The organism is Nonomuraea jiangxiensis, from assembly GCF_900099965.1.
GTDB classification, from domain to species: domain Bacteria; phylum Actinomycetota; class Actinomycetes; order Streptosporangiales; family Streptosporangiaceae; genus Nonomuraea; species Nonomuraea jiangxiensis.
This window is the reverse complement of the sequence record NZ_FNDJ01000047.1, coordinates 24,528-42,113: the sequence shown is the minus strand read 5'-3', so window position 1 is coordinate 42,113 and position 17,586 is coordinate 24,528. Positions and strand designations below refer to the sequence as shown.

17 protein-coding genes are annotated in these 17,586 nt (G+C 72.1%); 7 read left to right on the top strand and 10 right to left on the bottom strand.

Features of this window, described 5'->3' with window-relative positions:
- Positions 1-158 precede the first annotated feature (158 nt).
- The 3 genes from BLS95_RS51350 (at position 159) to BLS95_RS51340 (ending at position 2,287) form a co-directional block, all read left to right on the top strand.
- On the top strand, positions 159-704 hold the full coding sequence (locus BLS95_RS51350) for a YybH family protein (protein WP_090946939.1): 546 nt from the start codon (positions 159-161) through the stop codon (positions 702-704).
- An 89-nt stretch (positions 705-793) separates the two neighbouring features.
- A complete protein-coding gene (locus BLS95_RS51345; RefSeq protein WP_090946938.1) occupies positions 794-1,438 on the top strand; it encodes a class I SAM-dependent methyltransferase in 645 nt (214 codons plus the stop codon).
- A 60-nt stretch (positions 1,439-1,498) separates the two neighbouring features.
- A complete protein-coding gene (locus tag BLS95_RS51340) occupies positions 1,499-2,287 on the top strand; it encodes a hypothetical protein (protein ID WP_143044271.1) in 789 nt (262 codons plus the stop codon).
- A gap of 192 nt (positions 2,288-2,479) precedes the next feature.
- On the opposite strand, the gene BLS95_RS51335 is transcribed toward BLS95_RS51340, so the two are convergent.
- Positions 2,480-3,139, bottom strand: a complete 660-nt coding sequence (locus BLS95_RS51335) for a FadR/GntR family transcriptional regulator (RefSeq protein ID WP_090946936.1) — start codon at positions 3,137-3,139, stop codon at positions 2,480-2,482.
- Positions 3,140-3,266: 127 nt separating this feature from the next.
- Entirely contained in the window at positions 3,267-4,292 is a 1,026-nt protein-coding gene (locus BLS95_RS51330) for an ADP-ribosylglycohydrolase family protein (RefSeq protein WP_090946935.1), read from the bottom strand.
- A 74-nt stretch (positions 4,293-4,366) separates the two neighbouring features.
- On the opposite strand from BLS95_RS51330, the gene BLS95_RS51325 reads away from it, so the two are divergent.
- Positions 4,367-6,301 carry a Xaa-Pro dipeptidyl-peptidase gene (locus BLS95_RS51325; protein WP_090946934.1) on the top strand — a complete coding sequence of 645 codons (1,935 nt, stop codon included), beginning with the start codon at positions 4,367-4,369 and terminating at the stop codon, positions 6,299-6,301.
- A gap of 43 nt (positions 6,302-6,344) precedes the next feature.
- Here the strand turns inward: BLS95_RS51325 and BLS95_RS51320 are convergent, their stop codons facing one another.
- The 6 genes from BLS95_RS51320 to BLS95_RS51295 all read right to left on the bottom strand — a co-directional run bounded on the left by BLS95_RS51320 (position 6,345) and on the right by BLS95_RS51295 (position 12,577).
- Positions 6,345-8,273 (bottom strand): RNA polymerase sigma factor, encoded by a 1,929-nt coding sequence (locus tag BLS95_RS51320; RefSeq protein ID WP_090946933.1) that lies wholly within the window; start codon positions 8,271-8,273, stop codon positions 6,345-6,347.
- Between the two features lie 49 nt (positions 8,274-8,322).
- A complete protein-coding gene (locus tag BLS95_RS51315) occupies positions 8,323-9,528 on the bottom strand; it encodes an FAD-dependent oxidoreductase (protein ID WP_090946932.1) in 1,206 nt (401 codons plus the stop codon).
- Positions 9,525-10,277: a maleate cis-trans isomerase family protein gene (locus tag BLS95_RS51310; protein ID WP_218136422.1), complete on the bottom strand. Its 753-nt coding sequence runs from the start codon at positions 10,275-10,277 to the stop codon at positions 9,525-9,527. The genes BLS95_RS51315 and BLS95_RS51310 overlap by 4 nt, the downstream gene beginning before the upstream one ends.
- An 87-nt stretch (positions 10,278-10,364) precedes the next feature.
- Complete coding sequence (locus tag BLS95_RS55170; RefSeq protein WP_143044270.1) at positions 10,365-10,568, bottom strand: hypothetical protein; 204 nt, start codon at positions 10,566-10,568, stop codon at positions 10,365-10,367.
- A 27-nt stretch (positions 10,569-10,595) separates the two neighbouring features.
- Complete coding sequence (locus BLS95_RS51300; protein ID WP_090946930.1) at positions 10,596-11,831, bottom strand: MFS transporter; 1,236 nt, start codon at positions 11,829-11,831, stop codon at positions 10,596-10,598.
- Positions 11,828-12,577 (bottom strand): hypothetical protein, encoded by a 750-nt coding sequence (locus BLS95_RS51295; protein ID WP_090946929.1) that lies wholly within the window; start codon positions 12,575-12,577, stop codon positions 11,828-11,830. Before BLS95_RS51295 ends, BLS95_RS51300 begins: the two co-directional genes overlap by 4 nt.
- 224 nt (positions 12,578-12,801) lie before the next feature.
- Here BLS95_RS51295 and BLS95_RS51290 point away from each other — a divergent pair, with 224 nt between their 5' ends.
- On the top strand, positions 12,802-14,058 hold the full coding sequence (locus tag BLS95_RS51290; protein WP_090946928.1) for a helix-turn-helix domain-containing protein: 1,257 nt from the start codon (positions 12,802-12,804) through the stop codon (positions 14,056-14,058).
- 184 nt (positions 14,059-14,242) lie between these two features.
- Positions 14,243-15,076, top strand: coding sequence for an SAM-dependent methyltransferase (locus tag BLS95_RS51285; protein WP_245765787.1), 834 nt, complete (start codon positions 14,243-14,245; stop codon positions 15,074-15,076).
- Positions 15,077-15,182: 106 nt separating this feature from the next.
- On the opposite strand, the gene BLS95_RS51280 is transcribed toward BLS95_RS51285, so the two are convergent.
- Positions 15,183-16,001 (bottom strand): DUF4253 domain-containing protein, encoded by an 819-nt coding sequence (locus tag BLS95_RS51280; RefSeq protein ID WP_090946927.1) that lies wholly within the window; start codon positions 15,999-16,001, stop codon positions 15,183-15,185.
- Between the two features lie 243 nt (positions 16,002-16,244).
- Here BLS95_RS51280 and BLS95_RS51275 point away from each other — a divergent pair, with 243 nt between their 5' ends.
- Positions 16,245-16,823 (top strand): HAD family hydrolase, encoded by a 579-nt coding sequence (locus BLS95_RS51275; protein ID WP_090946926.1) that lies wholly within the window; start codon positions 16,245-16,247, stop codon positions 16,821-16,823.
- Here BLS95_RS51275 and BLS95_RS51270 read toward each other — a convergent pair.
- Complete coding sequence (locus tag BLS95_RS51270) at positions 16,784-17,464, bottom strand: TenA family protein (RefSeq protein WP_245765786.1); 681 nt, start codon at positions 17,462-17,464, stop codon at positions 16,784-16,786. The genes BLS95_RS51275 and BLS95_RS51270 overlap by 40 nt on opposite strands.
- Positions 17,465-17,586 lie beyond the last annotated feature (122 nt).

Here is a 17,586-nt window from a genome sequence, read left to right as displayed (position 1 = left end):
TCGCGCGCTGGTCTCGGGGGGACAACGATCGCGGCTCTGAACGATCTCTCCAACGACAGTGAAATGTTACCGTGAGTAATACCCGAACCAGGTAAAGGCGTCGTGCGAAGTGCCTAAACCGCGCATTCGATCAAGTCCGCGTGGGGCATCAAGCGGCCATGAGCAAGATTTTCCAGCGCAAGGCGCTCCTGCTTGCCGCGATTGTCCCAGCACTCCTGGTCGCGGGCTGCTCCGCGGGCAGCCAGCAGGCGATGAAGGGGGCGGCGAGTCCGCCCACGGGAGAGAGCACCGTGGAGCCGGGCGAAGTCTCCCCGGGCATGACGGAGACCGGCACCGCCTCGCCGACGGTGACCGGCGTGGAAGGCGCGCGCACGGCCGTCGAGGACTACTTCAATGCGCTTAAGGCCGGGGACGTGGACAAGGTCGTCGACTCCTTCAGCGACAACGCGGTGGTCGAACTGAACGGCCAGGCCACGGCCAAGGGCCCCGAGGCGATCCGCACCCTGTACCAGAAGCAGCTGCAGGGCAACGAGATGAAGCAGGCCACGCACACCATCGAGGACACCCGCGCGGCCGGCGCCGAGGACGCCATCGTACGGGCGACCAGCAAGCAGGGCCAGCAAAGCTACCGCGAGCTGTTCGTGCTCATGCAGGACGGCGGCCAGTGGAAGATCTCGGAGCTCATGAACAACCGGGCTTCGTGACGGCCGTTCCACGGGGCGGGGCGCCGTCGTCCGGCATGACCTGCCGGGCGGCGGCGTCTTTGCGTGGGGGCGGGCCGTAGCCTCGAATTATGGCGGACTTGTCGGGATTCCAGCACCCACGCTTCGCCCGCATGTACGAGCGGCTGAGCGTGCAGGCCGAGCTCAGGGGAACCGCCGAGCACCGGCGGCGGCTGCTGGCCGGGCTGTCGGGCCGGGTGGTGGAGATCGGCGCGGGCAACGGGATGAACTTCGCGCACTACCCGCCCGGCGTGCGCGAGGTCGTCGCCGTCGAGCCCGAGGACCGGCTGCGGGCCCTGGCTGAGCGGGCCGCGACGGGGGCACGGGTGCCGGTACGGGTGGTGGCCGGGCACGGCGGGGCACTGCCGGGCGAGGACGGCGGGTTCGACGTCGCCGTGGTGTCGCTGGTGCTGTGTTCGGTGCCGGACCAGCGCGCGGTGCTCGCCGAGGTACGGCGGGTGCTGAAGGCCGGTGGGGAGCTGCGCTTCTACGAGCACGTACGGTCGCGGAACCGGCTGGCCGGGCTGGCGCAAGACCTGGTCACGCCGTTGTGGCGACGGGTGGCCGGGGACTGCCGGCCCAACCGGGACACCGAGCGGGCCATCACCGAGAGCGGGCTGGTGATCGAGGAGTGTGAGCGCTTCTCCTTCAGGGCGGCTCCCTCGGCACCGGCCATGGCCCACATTCTGGGCCGCGCCCGCAACCCTGCCGGCTGACCGGTCGCCGTCCGGGAACCTGGGTGGGATCGGCGGTGTATCTACATCGGAGGTGGTCCGATGAAGAGGATTCCGGCTGTTCTGGCCATAGTGACGGCCGCTGTGATGGCGCTGGTCGGCGGGGGTGTTCCCGCTGCCGCGATGGGCAACTGGGCGGTGACCTACATGGATCCGCCGCCGCGGGCGTTCGAGGGCGGGAAGTCGTACGCGCTGGGGTTCTGGGTGCTCCAGCACGGGTCCCACCCGTACGAGGGGGACCTCGGCCCTGTCGCGCTGCGGCTCACCGGGGAGGACGGGAAGAGCCTGACGTTCGACGGCACGGCGCTGCCCGAGGCCGGCCACTACGCCACGTCGGTGGTCGTGCCCGCCGGGGAGTGGAAGGTGGAGGGCATCCAGGGCATCTTCGAGCCGTACGAGGTGGGCACGCTCACCGTTCCCGGGGCCCTCAAGGTCAACCCGGTGCGCCCGGACATCGTCATGGGCGTCCCGGCGGACGGGAAGGACTACTGGGGTGCCGTACGCCCGCCGGGTTTCCCTCCCGGCAAGGCGCCCGCCACGGCGGGGGCGGCGACCCCCACGGCCGCGCCGCAGACCCAGGCGCAGGGGCAGCCGGTCCAGGGCGGGGCACCCGCGCCCCAGGCCGAGGCCCCGGCCGGTGACGCGGGGCGGGACTCCGGCGGGGTGCCGGCGTACACGTTGCTGATCGCCGTGGCCGGTGGCGCGCTGCTCGCGGTGGCGGCCCTGCGGTTGCTGCCCGCGCTGACCTCGCGGGGCCTGCCGCGCCGGGGGGAGGACGAGCCGGACCCGCCGGTGGACGAGTCCGCGGACACGATCGTCAGCTCGCGGTAGACGACCCGGCGCGCCGTCGCGGGGGCCGGCGCGCCGCTCCCGGACTGCCGGGGTGCGCCTGCGACGCCCCCTTTCCCGAGCGGCCCGCGTCGCGGCCCACCCCGGCTCCCCCCGCACGACCCGGCAAGCACCACCCCGGCTATCCCGGGCGACCTTGGCAGGCCATGGTCGGTGAGGTCGGGTGGGTGGGGGTCAGAGATCCAACTGCTGCTGGTCCAGGATGGCCATGGACACCGCGACCGCCCGGGCCGCGTCGCCGTCCTCGATCGCGCGCAGCAGGTCGTCGTGCGAGCTGTCCGGGGCCAGTGCCGCCTGCTCCTGGTCGCGGACGGCGTCGCGCAGGGCGTCGCTCATGCTGCGGTAGAGGTCGGCGAGCAGCGGGTTGTGCGCCGCGTCGGCGACCAGCAGGTGGAAGTCCACGTCGGCGTCCGCGAACCCGTCGAGGTCACCCGCCCGCCCCGCCGCGTCCCTGCGGGCCAGCGTGTCCCGCAGCGCCGCCAGGTCCTCCTCGGTGCGCCGGGCCGCCGCCAGCCGCGCGGCCACGAGGTCGAGCCCGCGGCGCACGTCGACGATGTCCATGGCGGCCGCCGTGTCGAGCCGCCTGCGCAGGGCGACCCTGGACTCGTCGGTGGCGGTCACGTAGGTGCCGTCGCCCTGGCGGGTGTGCAGCAGGCCGGCGTGGGCCAGGACGCGCACCGCCTCGCGTACGGACAGCCTGCTCATGCCCAGGCTCTCCGCGAGCCGGCTCTCCGACGGGATCTTCGTGCCGACCGGCCACACCCCGTTGGCGATCTCCCGGCGGAGCTCGTCGATGGCGGCGTCAACGAGCGAGGTCCGAGCGACGTTTCGCATGCACCCTCTTCTCATCGGCTGGAGCACATCCACCCTAGACTCTGGCACCCCTCCGACCGGGGACCACGCCACGTAACGATGCGATCTCCAGCCGATGACGGCCCGTGACCCGGGACCGTCCGTGGCGTCAGGCCAGCTCGGCGGCCAGGCGCTCGATCGTCTCGCGGCCCTCCAACGGCGCGAGCCAGGCGGCGGGCAGGGCGGCGGCCCCGTGCAGGGCGCCCAGGAGGTTGCCGCACACCGAGCCGGTCGAGTCGCTGTCCCCGGAATGGTTCACCGACAGCAGCAGCGCCCGCTCGACGGAGGGCTCGGCCAGGGCGCAGTAGACGCCGATGGCCAGCGCCTCCTCGGCCACCCAGGCCCCGCCGAGGGACTCGACCCGCTCCGGCGTGGGCGCGCCCTGCGCCGCCAGCTTCACGGCGGCGTCCAGGGCGGTGGAGGTCTCCTCGTGCGCCGGGCAGGCGGCCAGCAGCTCCAGGGCCCGCAGGACGGCGGGTTCCAGGGCCGCACCGGCCATCAGGCCGGCGACGACGGCCGCGAACGCCCCGGCGGCCAGGTAGCCGGTCGGGTGCCCGTGCGTGATCTGCGCGCAGGCCGCCGCCGTCTCGAACGCCGCCCGCGCGTCCGTCGTCACCAGGCCGAACGGCGCCGAGCGCATCACCGTGCCGCAGCCCTTCGAGTCGGGGTTCACCGGACCCGGCCGGCCCAGCGGCGACGGTCCGGGGAACGGCCGGCGCAGCCCCGACAGGCACGCGTTGCCCGGCGCCCGCCGCGAGTACAGCCAGCCCTCCTCGCGCAGCCGCCCGGTGCGGTGGGGACGGTCGGCGGGCGGGGGAGCGCTGTGCTCCTGGGTGTCCAGCCAGCGCAGGTACGCCTCCCGGACCGCCGCAGTCGTCGTGCCGCCGTCCTGGTGAGCCGCGCCGGTTTGGGTGGGGCGGCTGTTGAGCAGACCCTCCAGAGTGAACAGAGTCATCTGGGTGTCGTCAGTGACGAGGGCGCTCCGGCCCCGCCAGGTCGTGGCATATCCGGAAAGGCCCTGCTCGCCGTGATCGCGGCGGATCTGCCGCAGCGACAGGAACTCGATCGGCGCGCCCAGGGCGTCGCCGATCGCGCCGCCGAGAAGGCAGCCCCGGACTCGGTCGAGAACATCCATGGGTGGGATCTTGCCAGGTCCCGGCCCGTCTGAAAGATTTCGTCTAATTTCGCTATAAATCACGGAGGTCACGCGTGTCACAATTACGCCCGACCCTCGTCGCCATCGCCCTCACCCTGGCGGTGGCGACCCCGGCCCAGGCGGCAGCGGCCGTCGGACCGGGCATCACTGTCGAGAACGGCCGAACACAGCCGGTCTTCTCGTACGCGGACGCGATCCGCGAGCACGTGTACGTCGAGTCCACCGTGGACAGCGACCTCGACGGCAGGCTCGACCGCGTACGCGTGGACATCATCAGGCCCAAGGAGTCCGGTCCGCGGCTCAAGGTGCCGGTGATCATCGATGAGAGCCCGTACTACGACAACTCGGGCCGTGGCAACGAGGCAGAGCGCAAGGTTTACGACGAAGCCGGAAATGTCACGAAATTTCCGCTCTTCTACGACAACTACTTCGTGCCCCGTGGCTACGCCGTCCTCAACGTGGACATGCTCGGCACCACCCGATCCGACGGCTGCCCGGACATGGGCGGCAAGGCCGACGTACTGGGCGGCAAGGCCGTCATCGACTGGCTGAACGGCCGCGCCAAGGGCTACAAGGCGGACGGCACCGCCGCCGTGGCCGACTGGACCACCGGCAAGTCCGCCATGATCGGCAAGTCGTACGACGGCACGCTGGCCAACGCCGTGGCCGCCACCGGCGTGAAGGGCCTGGAGACGATCGTCCCGATCTCGGCCATCAGCTCCTGGTACAAGTACCAGCGCTCCAACGGCGTGATCTACAACTACGACTACGTCCGGTTCCTCACCAACGCCGTCGACACCGACCCCGACGCCAAGTGCCAGCAGGTACGCGACCAGCTGCACGCCGAGGACGGCGACGCCACCGGCGACTACAACCGGTTCTGGGCCGAGCGCGACTACATCGACGGCCTGCTCGGCGACGTCTCCAAGGTCCGGGCCAGCGTCTTCGTCGTCCACACCGTCAACGACCTCAACGTCAAGCCGGACAACTTCTCCGCCTGGTGGAAGGAGCTGGCCGACCGGCACGTGCCGCGCAAGATCTGGGTCGGCCAGACCCAGCACGTGGACCCGTTCGACTTCGAGGGCCGCCGGGACCTGTGGGTGGACACCCTGCACCGCTGGTTCGACTACTGGCTGCACGGCGTACGCAACGGGATCATGAACGAGCCCCGCGCGGACGTCGAGATCGGCCCGGCGCAGTGGATCACCCAGCGCGACTGGCCGGCGCCGTTCGCCGCCAAGGCGTCGCTGCGCCCCGCGCCCGACGGCTCGCTCGGCCTCAAGCCCGCGAAGAAGAACAGCACCGCCTCCTTCACCGACGTGGACATGAGCGAGAACGACATGGTCGCCGACGTCGGCACGGCCAACCCGGGCCGGGTCGCGTTCACCACCGGCGAGCTCCCGCTCGACCTGCGCCTGTCCGGCACGCCCACCGCCGACCTGCGGGTCAAGCTGGACAAGCCCACCTCCAACCTGACCGCCCTGCTCGTCGACTTCGGCGAGGCCACCCGCGTCGACTGGCGTCGCGGCCAGGGCATCACCACGCTCACCGAGGAGGACTGCCACGGGGAGAGCACCGCGGCCGACGACGGTTGCTACCGCAAGGTCGTCACGAACGTGGCCACCCGCCCGCTGGAGATCGTCGCCCGCGGCTGGATCGACGTGCAGAACCGCGACTCGCTCAGCCAGGCCAAGCCGCTGCCGGTGGGCACGTACGGCAAGGTCGAGTGGCTGACGCTGCCGCAGGACTACACCTTCAGGAAGGGCCACCGGATCGGCCTGGTGATCGCGGGCACCGACTCCACCTACAGCGATGAGACCGGCACCGGCGCCAACGTGACCGTCGACCTGGCCAAGTCCAGCGTCACGCTCCCGTTCGTGCTCGGTACGCCGCTGGCCGAGGCCGACGTGCCGCAGGACGCGGCCAAGTTCCGCGGTCCCGACCGGGTCGAGCTGCCTGAGCCCGAGCCCGGGTTCCACTTCTTCTAAACCCGTCCGATCGGCCTTGGGCCCCGCGCGGGCCCAAGGCCGCCTACTCGCACCCGCTACGGTGGACGCGACGCCCCGACTCGAGCGTGCGCGAGCCGCTGTCGCCGTCCAGGGCCGCGGCCCAGGACAGGTTCATGGTCAGGGTGCCCTTGCCGGGCGTGGTCCCGCCGGTGCGGGTGCCGTCGCCGGTGGTCCGGCCGGTCCACCGCAGGATGATCCGCCCGCGCTCCACCCGCGTCTCGCACCCGTTCCGGGGGACGGGGGCGCTCACCCTGAAGGTCGTGTGGGACACCGCGATGCCGTTCGTGGCGGTGGCCGAGACGATCGCGCAGCGGCCCGTGCACGACAGCGAGAACGACCCGGTACGCTCCGCACCCAGCCACACTGACGCCGGCGTCAACCTCGCCACCGGCGGCTTCGGTCGCGGCAGCTCGGCCGCCCTGGTCATCCGTTCCAGGCCGGACCCGGCGGTCGCCACCGACGCCGCCCCGCGCGGCGGCTCCTTCGCCGGCACGGCCGACTCCCTGGAGGGCGCCGCGAGCTCCCGCGACAGCGCGGTCGGCTCCACCGTCAGGGCCGTCGGCTCCACTGACAACGCGGTCGGCTTCGCTGACAGGGCCGTCGGCTCCGCGGCGGCGGCGGCCTTGGTGATCATGGCCGGCTGCCGGCTGGAGTTCATGATGGCCCAGATCAGGCCCGCCACCAGCAGCCCGACACCGACGATCAGCCCGAGCCTGGCCACGGTCCTGATCGGCGCCCCGGCCTCGGCATCGTCGTCGTCGGGCCGGTCGCGCCAGAACTCCTGGACACCGTCCGAGCCGGACAGCCGGTCGAGATCGGTCAGGGGGACGCCGCCGTAGCGGATGATCGCCCCCGTGCTGTGCGTGCCGTTGCTCTCGCCCTTGAGGGTCGTGCTGTAGACGAGCCTGTCGCTGTGGGCGCCTGGGCCGGTGGCGCGCAGGGCTCGCGTCCGGCTGGGCGGGGCGAACGGATGCCGCCCGCGTGCCGCCGGAGCCGCGAGCTGCTGGTCGGCGGCGGTCGTGGGAGGCAAGTCGACGGGGGCCGCGAGCGGCGGCTGCCGGTTGCCCGCAGCGGCGGGATGCTCCTGGTCGGCGGCAGCCGCGCCCGCCGCCGACCAGGGCTTTCCCGAGGTCGCCGTCGTGGGGTCGGCGACCTGGGCGGACGGCGTGACGTCGGCGACCGGCGGGACAGGCGCAGGACCCGTCTCCACCAGTGTGCGTGCCTGCACCGGGAAGCCGTCCGCCCGCCAGAGGGGTCCCTCTCCGGGCAGCGGCTGCGCCAGCGTCAGCCGGTTGGGCAGTGTGCCGGGCAGCGTCGCGATCGGCAGGCGGCGCAGCAGCGCGGCCGCCGTCATCGTCCTGGGCGCCGCCCGGCAGGTCGGGCAGGAGTGGATGTGGCGGCCGATCCTGGCCCTGGCCCGCCTGCCGGGGGCCCGGACCCAGTCCGCCACCCGGGCCATCAGGTCGGGGCACCCGTCGCGGCCGCGCGCGGCGATGACCGCGGCGAACCACTCCTCCAGGGCGGCCGCGGCCTTGGCCACGATGGAGCGCACCTCGGCCGGGGGCAGCTCGAAGATCGTGGCCAGCTCGGCGTCGGCCAGGCCGTGCCGTACGGACAGGTCGAGCAGCTCCCGCTGGGGGCGCTCCAGGGACATCAGGGCCTCGGGCAGCAGCTCCGACATGCGGCCGGGGCGCGACCACGAGCCGATGCTCGCGGGCTTGGCCACGAACGCCCGGTGCGCCCTGGCCACCCCGTAGAGCCAGGCCCGCCGCAGGGCGGGATCCGGCATGCGCTCCGCGTACAGGTGCGCCGTCAGCATGGCGCCGGCGACCGCCTGCTCGGCATCGCCGGCGGCGAGCTCGGTGCGGCAGTAGTCGTAGAGGCGGGCTCCGTGCTTGTCGCACAGGCCGCGGACGGCCTGGCGCGCGTCGTCGGACAGGGTTCGCCACATCTGGCTTCACACCTCCTCTGGTCGATACGCGGATCGCGGTGACGTCAGGTCAGGACCTCCCGACGGGATCGGGCCCGGCGGAAGGGGGTCCGCCGGAGTGGGCGACCGTGTCCAGCAGCGACGCCTGGGCCAGGTAGGCCCGGGTCGCGTCGGGGTCCCCGGCGATGGCCCGCAGCCCGGCCATGGCCGCGGCCAGCCTGGCGCTGTCGCGCTCGCGCACGCCCACCAGCCGCGTCTCGCCCTTGGGGACCACCCGTTGCAGCAGCACCGAGCGCCGCCGCCAGGCCCACGCCTCCAGCGCGGTGGGCGGGGCGTAGCCGCCGATCACGGCCGCGATCACCTGCCCGACCTCGACGGCGTCGTGGATGCCCGCGTTCATGTTGAGCCCGCCGACCGTGGAGGTCAGGTGCGCGGCGTCGCCCACGAACAGCACCCGCCCGCACCGGTACGACGTCAGCACCCCCCGTGACAGCCCGAACCGGTCGGCGCCCGTCACGTGGATGGGCTCGCTGGCCCCCGGCAGGGTCCGGCGGACCAGCAGGGACAGGTTCGGCGGCGACAGCGGCTCGTGCGCGTCACACGGGATCTTGAAGATGATCCGCCAGTGGTCCGGCAGCGCGAGCAGGGTGCACGACTGCTGCACGTCCCGTACGTACGTCAGCGGCGCCAGGCTCGGCAGCAGCCGGTCGAGCGGTGAGTCGGTGAACACCCGCAGCGCCTGCGTCGGATACGCGGACCGGGGGAACGGCAGCCCCAGCGAACCGCGTACCGTGCTGTGGGCGCCGTCGGCGGCGATCATGTACCGGGCCCGCGTCCAGGTGTGGCCGACGCGGACCCGGATCCCTGTGCCGCCTTCGGCCACGCCGTCCACATGGGTGCCGAACCGCACGTCCACGTCCGGGTAGACGCTCAGGGCTGACAGCAGCAGCGGGGTCAGCGACGTCTGGTCGGCGTGGATCCGGAACGGATGCTTGGTCAGGCCGTCCAGCCGGTTCATGCCCATCTCGGCCAGCACGATCCCGGAGCGGTCGCGCCACTGCACCCGGTCGACGACCCGGCCCTTGGCCACCAGCCTGGAGGCCACGCCGAGGTCGTCCAGCAGGTCGAGGGTGGCCGGGTGGAAGGTGCAGGCCCGCGCCTGCCGCGGCAGCTCGTTCTCCCGCTCCAGCACGGTGACCGGGATCCCGGCCCTGGCCAGCGAGAGCGCCGCGGTCAGGCCCGCGGGGCCCGCGCCGACCACGATGACGCCCTTCATGCCGTGCCTCCCACCTGCGCGCCCCCGGCGGCCGCCATGCGCCGGCGGCGGTGCGGCACCCGGCCCAGCGTCACAGGCCGGCCGACGGCCCTGGACAGGGCCCACCAGGCTGCGCACAGGTTCGAGGTCAGCAGGAGGCGGTCGTTGCCGGCGTTCAGCGGGCCGAGCGCGGGCAGCGTGGCCATGCCGGTGCCGGTGAGCAGCAGCACGGCGTCGCCCGGCAGCTCCGCCAGCTCGACCTGGCTGATCAGCTCGGCCGGGGTGACCGCGTACGGCGAATAGCCGTTCTTGGCGCGTACCTGGACGACCTGGGTGACGTTGAGGCCCGAGGTCTTCCAGAACCGTTCGGCCAGCTCGGTCAGCCACGGCTGGTACGGCGAGACCAGCACGATGTCGCCCACCCCGACGTGCCGCATCGCCTCACGCGTGGCCAGCGTGGCCGAGGCGAAGGGCACCCCGGCGTGCTCGCTCAGCTCGGCGCACTGCTCGCGGTCCTCGTCGGGGCCGATCAGGTAGCGGGGCTCGCTGCAGGCCATGACCATGGCGCTCAACGGCAGGCCGTCGAACGCCCAGACCATGGAGGGCAGGGCCGCGTTGTAGCTCTCAAGCCGTTCGGCCAGGCTCAGCCCGTGCCGTACCGGGAAGCGGGTGACGTGCATATCGGCGCGTGAGCCGAGCAGCCGGGTCAGCTCGGGTTCCGCCGACGGGTTCGCGGGCGCCACGATCACGCCTACCCTGCCGCGGTTCACAGCACACCCCCGTAACGTGCGGGTGCGAGGACGGTGCGCATGGATCTCCTCCTGGGAGTTACGCCGGAGGTCGGGGGACAGCAGGGCTCAGGGGGCGGGGTGCCGCAGGCCGATCTCGGTGACGGCCCGCACGGACACCTGCCGGAGGCGGCGCAGCCGGTGCACGGTCCGCGCCGGTCCCGCCTGTTCGCCGTCCTGGTCCTCGCCCCGGGACGGCGGGGGCGCGCCGGGCCGTACGCCCCGCGCGTGTACTTCGTGTGGCTGCGACCTGCGTACTTCTTCGGTGAGCATGTTTCGCTCCTGGTCATCGCGGGTTGATCACTCTGGTTGGGGACACGTCGTGGACCTCGAAACGGGCCGGCTCCTCCGCGGCCTCGCTCCGTACCTGGTCGAAGGGGTCGCGCGGCCCGGCGAGGGGCCGGCGGGACTTCGCCGGCCCCCGTCCGCCGCGCGTTGAGATCGATGTTCCATCCCATGGCTCGACGCCCCGGCGACCCGCACCAGCGCCGTGGCGGCGAGCAGAACGGCCGGCGGAATGACCACCAGCACGGAGGCGTACCCGGGCACTGGCCCCTCCGGGAACGGCCGGTCGATCAGCACCGTGGCGCCCGTCACGCCGATCGCACCGCCCAGCCTCGCCCCCGTGCCGATGGCGCCGATCGCGAACCCGCCGAGTACGAGGCCCCCGCCAAAGATGACCTCGTACTGGCCGATACGGCGACCGGCCAGGGTGGCTGCCACGCTCGAAGCGATCATTGCCGGCGACGACACGACCGGCCACGTCCAGGCCGGCGAGGACGTGAGCCCGGTCGCCATCGGATAGGGCGGCCCCAGGGCGAGCGCGGCGAACGAGACCGCGCCGAACAGGCAGGCAGAGCCTGTCACCCGGGGGAAACCGTCACGCCGCCAGGGCCGCGAGTCGATCGCGTGGCCCGGCGAACGTGGAGAAAGCCAGCCCCAGACGCTACCCCTTGGGTTGGCCAGCACGCCAGCCGCTACCGCGCTGGCCGGCGGCACCGCGCCGACAAAGTCGGGCACGTGACGCACGGTGCCGGGGTGGGGAAGCGCCGGGGCCAGCAGCAGCAGCGCTGCCACCAGTCCCGCGCAGGGGACGAACGGGGTCTGCCGGCCGTGCACGACCGGCAGCCACCCGTTACTTGTCAGCAGCGCCAGCATTCCGCCGCCGCCGCACGCGCAGCCCAGCGTGATGCCCCGAGCCCGTCGGCTCGTGGGCAACGCGCAGAGGAGCAGCGCGAGCGAGGCGGGGAACCTCATGGTGGCGTCCGTGCCCTGGATCAGCCGCCCGCCCGCCAGGACCTGCCAGGACAGGGCCGTGATGGCCGCGCCCGGGCAGGAGAGGACGAGGCCGAACGCGAGCACGCTCCGCCTGCCGATCAGATGCGCCGGCCGCCCGGAGACGGCCGGCGACGCGGCGACCGCCGTCGCCGCGGTCACGCGGTCCGCCGTGATCGCGAACGCCACGCCGCCGCCGGCCGGCCGTGACACGGCCGCGACCGGGGTGGCCCGGTGCTCGCGAAGGAGCGTCAGCGTCATTTCGCCGTCCCCGCCCTCACGGCGGCGTCCGGCACGCTGTTGGGCACGCTCACGCAGACCATGCGCTCCGTCAGGCCCGCGCCCGCCGGTGACATCCGCGACCCCGGGACGCGCGCCCGGACCGGCCCCGCACCACCGGCGACCGTGCGCGCGACTTTCGAGGCGAGCGCGAGATGCTCGCCGCAGCGACGGAGCACCTTGGCCTCCAGCCCGGCCACCTGGGCCAGCCGGAGCCGCAGCGGCTCCAGTGACGACCTGCGTTCGAGGCCGTCGAGATCGGCCAGCCGGGCGGGCCAGCGCAACGCCTCGCCACAGCGGGCCTCCACCTCGGCCGGAAGCTCCTCGATGGGGAACCCCGCGTGACACAGCCGGGTGGCGATCATGACGGCCGTGAAGGCCGTCCTGTCGAAGTCCGCCAGCCGTCCCGTGAGCGCCGCTCCCAGCATGCGGGCGCGGTGGCTCAGGCACACCGCACTCCACCCGAGCAACACCAGCCGATCAGACCCCGTCTCCGTGTGCCAGCCGGCCAGCCGCAGCTCGCGGGCCATCCGGTGGTGGAACCGCCAGCGATGACGGGGACTGTCCAGCCAGACCTCGACCCCGCCGAGCGGCAGGCTCGCGACGTGTACGCCGGCCCCGGCGACGGGTCCGGCCACCCGCGCGCAGATGCGCTGGACCACCTGCTCCTGCCCACGGGAGACGCGGTCTTCCACGACCCAGGAACCGCCCGAGCAATCCATGGTCACGTCCGGCCACCTCCTCGCTGGGGAACTCTTCGAGAGCCAGTCCGACTGTTAAGTCACAGTTACCATGCGCTCCGATACTCCGCTTACGAGCGCCACTATGTCAACTCACAGTTTGCGCATAAGTTGATACCTACCCGCGTGGCAGAGCTTGCCCGCATGGCAGGGGACAGTGCGGCCCGCAGTCCCTTACGCTGGAAAAGTTCACGGGCGGTAGGAGGTGTGCCGTGGCGAACTTCGCCGAACGGCTCGATCTCGCGCTGACCAAGCGCGGCTTCACCGGCGCGCAGGTCGCCTCCACGCTGACGGAGGCCGGCATCCCCATCACCAGGGCCTACGTCAGCCAGTTGCGCACCGGCAAGCAGACCAACCCGACCCTCGGGGTGCTGCGGGCGCTGGCCTCCTGCCTCCAGGTGAGTGTGGGCTGGCTGGTCGGCGACGACTACCTGGAGTCGGGCTCCGCGGAGGAGCTGCAACTGCGCGCGGCCTCCGTCGGCCTGACGGCCTCCGGGCTGTCGGAGGGCTCGCTGGCCGTCCTGCGCGGCGTGGTCGAGCTCGCCCGCAAGGCCGAGGGACTGCCCGAGGAGCCGGAGCCCAGCTCCGAGATCCCGGAGGCGGCCGCGCCGCTGAGCGGGCCGCAGCGCAGGGCGCTCGGCAAGCGGCTGCACGGCCTGCGGCTGACCGCCCAGCTCTCCGTCGAGCAGGTGGAGACCGCCGTCGGCAAGGGCGCGGCCGCCGTCCCCGCCATCGAGGAGGGCCGGCTCGCCCCCGCGCCCATCACCGTCGAGCGCCTGCTCACGGTCTACGGCGTCACCGCCCCGCCCATCCGCGAATACGTGCTGTCACTGGCCCGGGGCGAACGCGAGGCCGCCTGGTACGACGCGCAGTCAGTGCCCGTCTGGCTGGCCACCACCTACGCCCTCGAACAGCGGGCCACGGTGATCCGCACCTATCACAACCAGTTCGTGCCGCCCCTGTTGCAGACCGAGGAATACGCCAGGGCCGCCGTCACCGTGTCCGGCCCCGCGACCCTCGGGCAGGCGACGGTCGAGGAGGCGGTGGCCCTCGTGCTGGCCCGCCAGGAGGCCGTGGCCCGCAACAGCGGGCTCGTGGTGTGGGCCGTCATCGACGAGAGCGTCCTGATGCGCTCGATCGTCGGCCGGCTCGGCCAGCTCCGCCAGCTCGACCTGCTGCTGGAGCACGCCAAGCGGCCCAACGTCTCCCTGCACGTGGTGCCGATGGACGATCCCGCCTATCTGCCGCGCACCGGCCCGTTCACCCTCTGGCGCTTCGCGGAGGCGTTCGAGCCGGACATCGCGTGCGCCCACGGGATCGAGTCGGAGGAGCTGATCACCGACACCGCCGCGGTGGAGTCCTACCACCAGGCCTTCACCAAGTTGTCGGTGACGACCACCACCCGCGAGGAGACCTTCGAGGTGTTGAACCAGCATCGCGAAAGGCTTTCGCGTTCCCTCGGAAAATGATCTGTATCCCGGGCGGCTGATCATTAAGCGTGCGATTGGTTACGCACATATACCGAAAACTAATAGGTTTTCCGGTTGTCTTCTGCCCGGTAACGAGGATCATATGGTCTGGGTCATCGAGTGGGGTCCGCAAGGATCAACTTTTTTCCCGAGATAGTGGGCGAGGGGAAAGGGGCAACACTCAATGCGTCAGCGTGCCATCCGAAACCTGGCGAAGCTGGAGATGACCCAAGCAAGGATCACCCGGATTCTCGACGCCGCGGCGGGTGGAAAGAACAATTTCGTAGCGGACAGAGACGCAGTGCGCCGCTACGACCAGGCCGCCGCCATCACCACCACGGCCGCGTGCGCCGTGCTGCAGTTCCTGAGCCGGGTGGTCCGCCACCTGGCGACCGAGGGTGTGGATCAGTTCGTAATCGTCGGGAGCGGTGTCCCGAGCGGCCTGCCGGCCGGCAGGCAGTTGCATGACGTGGCCAGGGACGCCGCGCGTACCTCGGCGGCACGGGTCGTCTATGTGGAGAGCGACCCGATGGTGCTGGCCGGGGCACGTGCCACGATCGAGCCCGTCACCGATCTCGTACGCGTTGTAGAGGGCGATGTACGCGAGATCGACGACGTTCTCGAGGACCGGGTCCTGCAGACGTTCCTGGACTGGGATCGCCCCATGGCCGTGCTGCTGCTGTCGACCCACAGCCTGAACGACGACGAGTTCTTCCATTACGTGATCAAGCGGATCCGGCAGGTGGTGCCCGAACGGAGCTATCTGTCGTTGCTGCAGACCACGTTCGACGGAATCCCGGCGGAATTGCTGCCCGCCATTCACGACCTGCTGGCGATGACGCTGCCGGGTCACGCTGTTCGCACCCGGGAGGAGGTTGAGGCGTTGCTCGAAGGTCTGGTGCTGGTGGATCCGGGATTGGTGTGGGTTCCGGAATGGCGGCCCAACGGCCATGAGCTTGCCTGCTTCGAAGAGCCGGCCGCCTCGGGCGCTTACGGTGCCGTGGCCCATGTTCCTTGACAGCGGTGACACCTCGGTCGCGACCGAAGGCCCGGCCCCACCGGCCGGACCTTCGGAACGACCCGGGCACCGGTCCCACGAGCGGGACCTTCGGGACGGCCCCGGCTCAGTCCCACCAGAAGGACCAGGCGTGCACGCCGATGATCTGCTGGGCGTAACCCTGCAGATCGCCGGGCCCCTGGACGACGTTGTCCGGGCAGAACGCCCAGTGCTCGGCCGCCACGTGTAACGCGTGCTCGGGATCGACCGGCGGCGCCGCCACGCTCAGGTCCAGGGTGTTGAAGCCGACGCTCACCACCCGGGCCCCGAACCTGTCCTCCCAGCTACGCACGACCGCCGCCAGGGGCACCATCCACTCGTTGTGGTGCAGCGCCCCCTGCCAGCCCATGACCGCCAGCGCGTCCGCGCCCCGCCCGGCGGCGACCAGTCCCAGTGGCATGTCCCTGCCCGCCAGCTCTCCCGCGTACCAGTCGGCGACCTCGCCAGGGGTGGCCCGCAGCACGCCGGGCGGGGCAAGACCGGGACAGATCGCCCCGAACGGCTCCAGCTCGCCCAGCGCGTCCTGCGGCATCTGCGACACCCACTCCTGCCACACCTCGGCCATGAAGCCGTCGGCGGTGAAGTGATCGATCTGGCGCGGATCGTCCGGCACGATCTGTCCGATCGCCCAGGGTTGTGTGGACTCGTCCAGCAGCACCGGCCACAGGCCGCTGTGCGGGTGCCACTTGCGCAGCAGCGCCCAGTCCTGCCCGGCCGCCGGCTCGTCGCTCATCCAGAACGCGGGCCTGATCGCCTGGCCCTGCCCGGTGTAGCCCGGATCGGGCCAGACCACCTCGCCGGGGGGCAGCCCCGCCGGCAACTTGCGCCCCCTGCCGCCGTCGGCGAAGAGCTGGCACAGCTCGCGTGGCAGCCGGTGATCGTCCATGCCCTACCGTTCCGATACCGAATCCTGTCTCGGAGATGGTAGTGCGGTCGCTCGCCTCAGTTCGGCGGGCAGCGCGCGAAAACCCGCACTCTCCGCCGGCCGGCGGTGGGACGCCCGCCGGTACGGCGCACGCGGGCACGCCATGGCGCTCGCCAGCACGGCGGGCGCACGCGGGCACGTCGGCGCGCTCGTCTGTACGGCGCTCAGCGACGCGGACCCGCTCGCGCGGCACAATGGGGGACTGTGATCCCCTATGACGCGGTTCTCTCGGATCTGGACGGCGTGCTGCGCCATTTCGACCACGCTGCCCAGGCCGAGATCGAGGCCCGCTACGGCCTGCCGCTCATCCGGACCGCCTTCGATCCCGAGCTGATCATGCCGCCGACGCTGGGGCAGGCCACCGAGGCGCAGTGGGTGGAGTCGATCGCCGTCGCGCTGGGCGGCGACGAGCGGGTCCGCCGGGCGGTCGCCGAGTTCGCGGAGGTCCGGTTCTGGGTGGACGAGGAGGTCAAGGCGCTGCTGGCGCGGGCACGGCAGCACGTCCCGCTGATCCTGGTGACGAACGCCATGGACACCCTGGAGTGCCACCTCGACCTGCTGGGGCTCACCGGTTTCGCCGATGCCGTGATCAGCAGCGCCAGGGTCGGCGTGGCCAAACCCGACCCGCGGATCTACGAGATCGCCGTCGAACGGGCCGGGGTCGCGGCCGAGCGCTGCCTGTTCGTGGACGACCGGCTGCCGAACGTCGAGGCCGCCAGGGCGCTCGGCATGACCGGCGTCCACTACCGGACGTTCGACGACCTGGCGGCCGTACTGGGCTGACCGGCGGCCATGTCGAAGAACGAGCGTTCCAGCTCGACGGCCCGGCGGAACACGCCGAGCACCTCCAGCCGCCGTTCCTCGTCCGCCGCCGCCCCGAGCCGGTCGAGCTCGCCCTTCAGGAAGTCCACCCAGGCCCGGAACTCCGCGCCCTCGTGCAGCTCGATCCACTCGCGGTGCACGAAGCTCTCCGGCAGCGGCTCAACGGCCCGCGACGCCCAGCCGAGATAGCACCACTCGGCCACGCAGAGCACGGCCACGATCAGCGCGTAGTCCTGCGAGGTCCGCACGTCGTCCATGAGCCGCCGGAACGCCTCCGTGACCGGCTCGGCCGGCGCGTCGGTCCGCCCGCCCAGCTCGGCCAAGGCCCGGTGGAAGTACGTCTTCTCCTCCGTGGTCGCGACCTGCCCGAGGAACTTCCCGTACGGCACCCGCGCCTCGAACGTGTCCGCGGCGGCCACGGCCGCGCCGAGCAGGGCCGTGAAGGAGTCCACGAACTGGAAGTCCTGCTCCAGGTAGCGCCGCATGTCCGCGGCGGGCACCGCGCCTGTCGTGATCGACATGGCGAAGGGGTGCGTCACCACTGCCGTCCACTCGGGTTCGGACTGCTCGCGTAGCCATCGGCTGAAAGATCCCGTACTCACGGGACCGACTGTAGACCCCGGCTCCGTGCCGTACCGCGTGAGGGGCTGTGGCTGTGTGAGGGGTTGTTTCCGGCGCGGCTCGCGCCAACCGCGCCGGAAACGTCGTGGGACCGCCGCCCCCG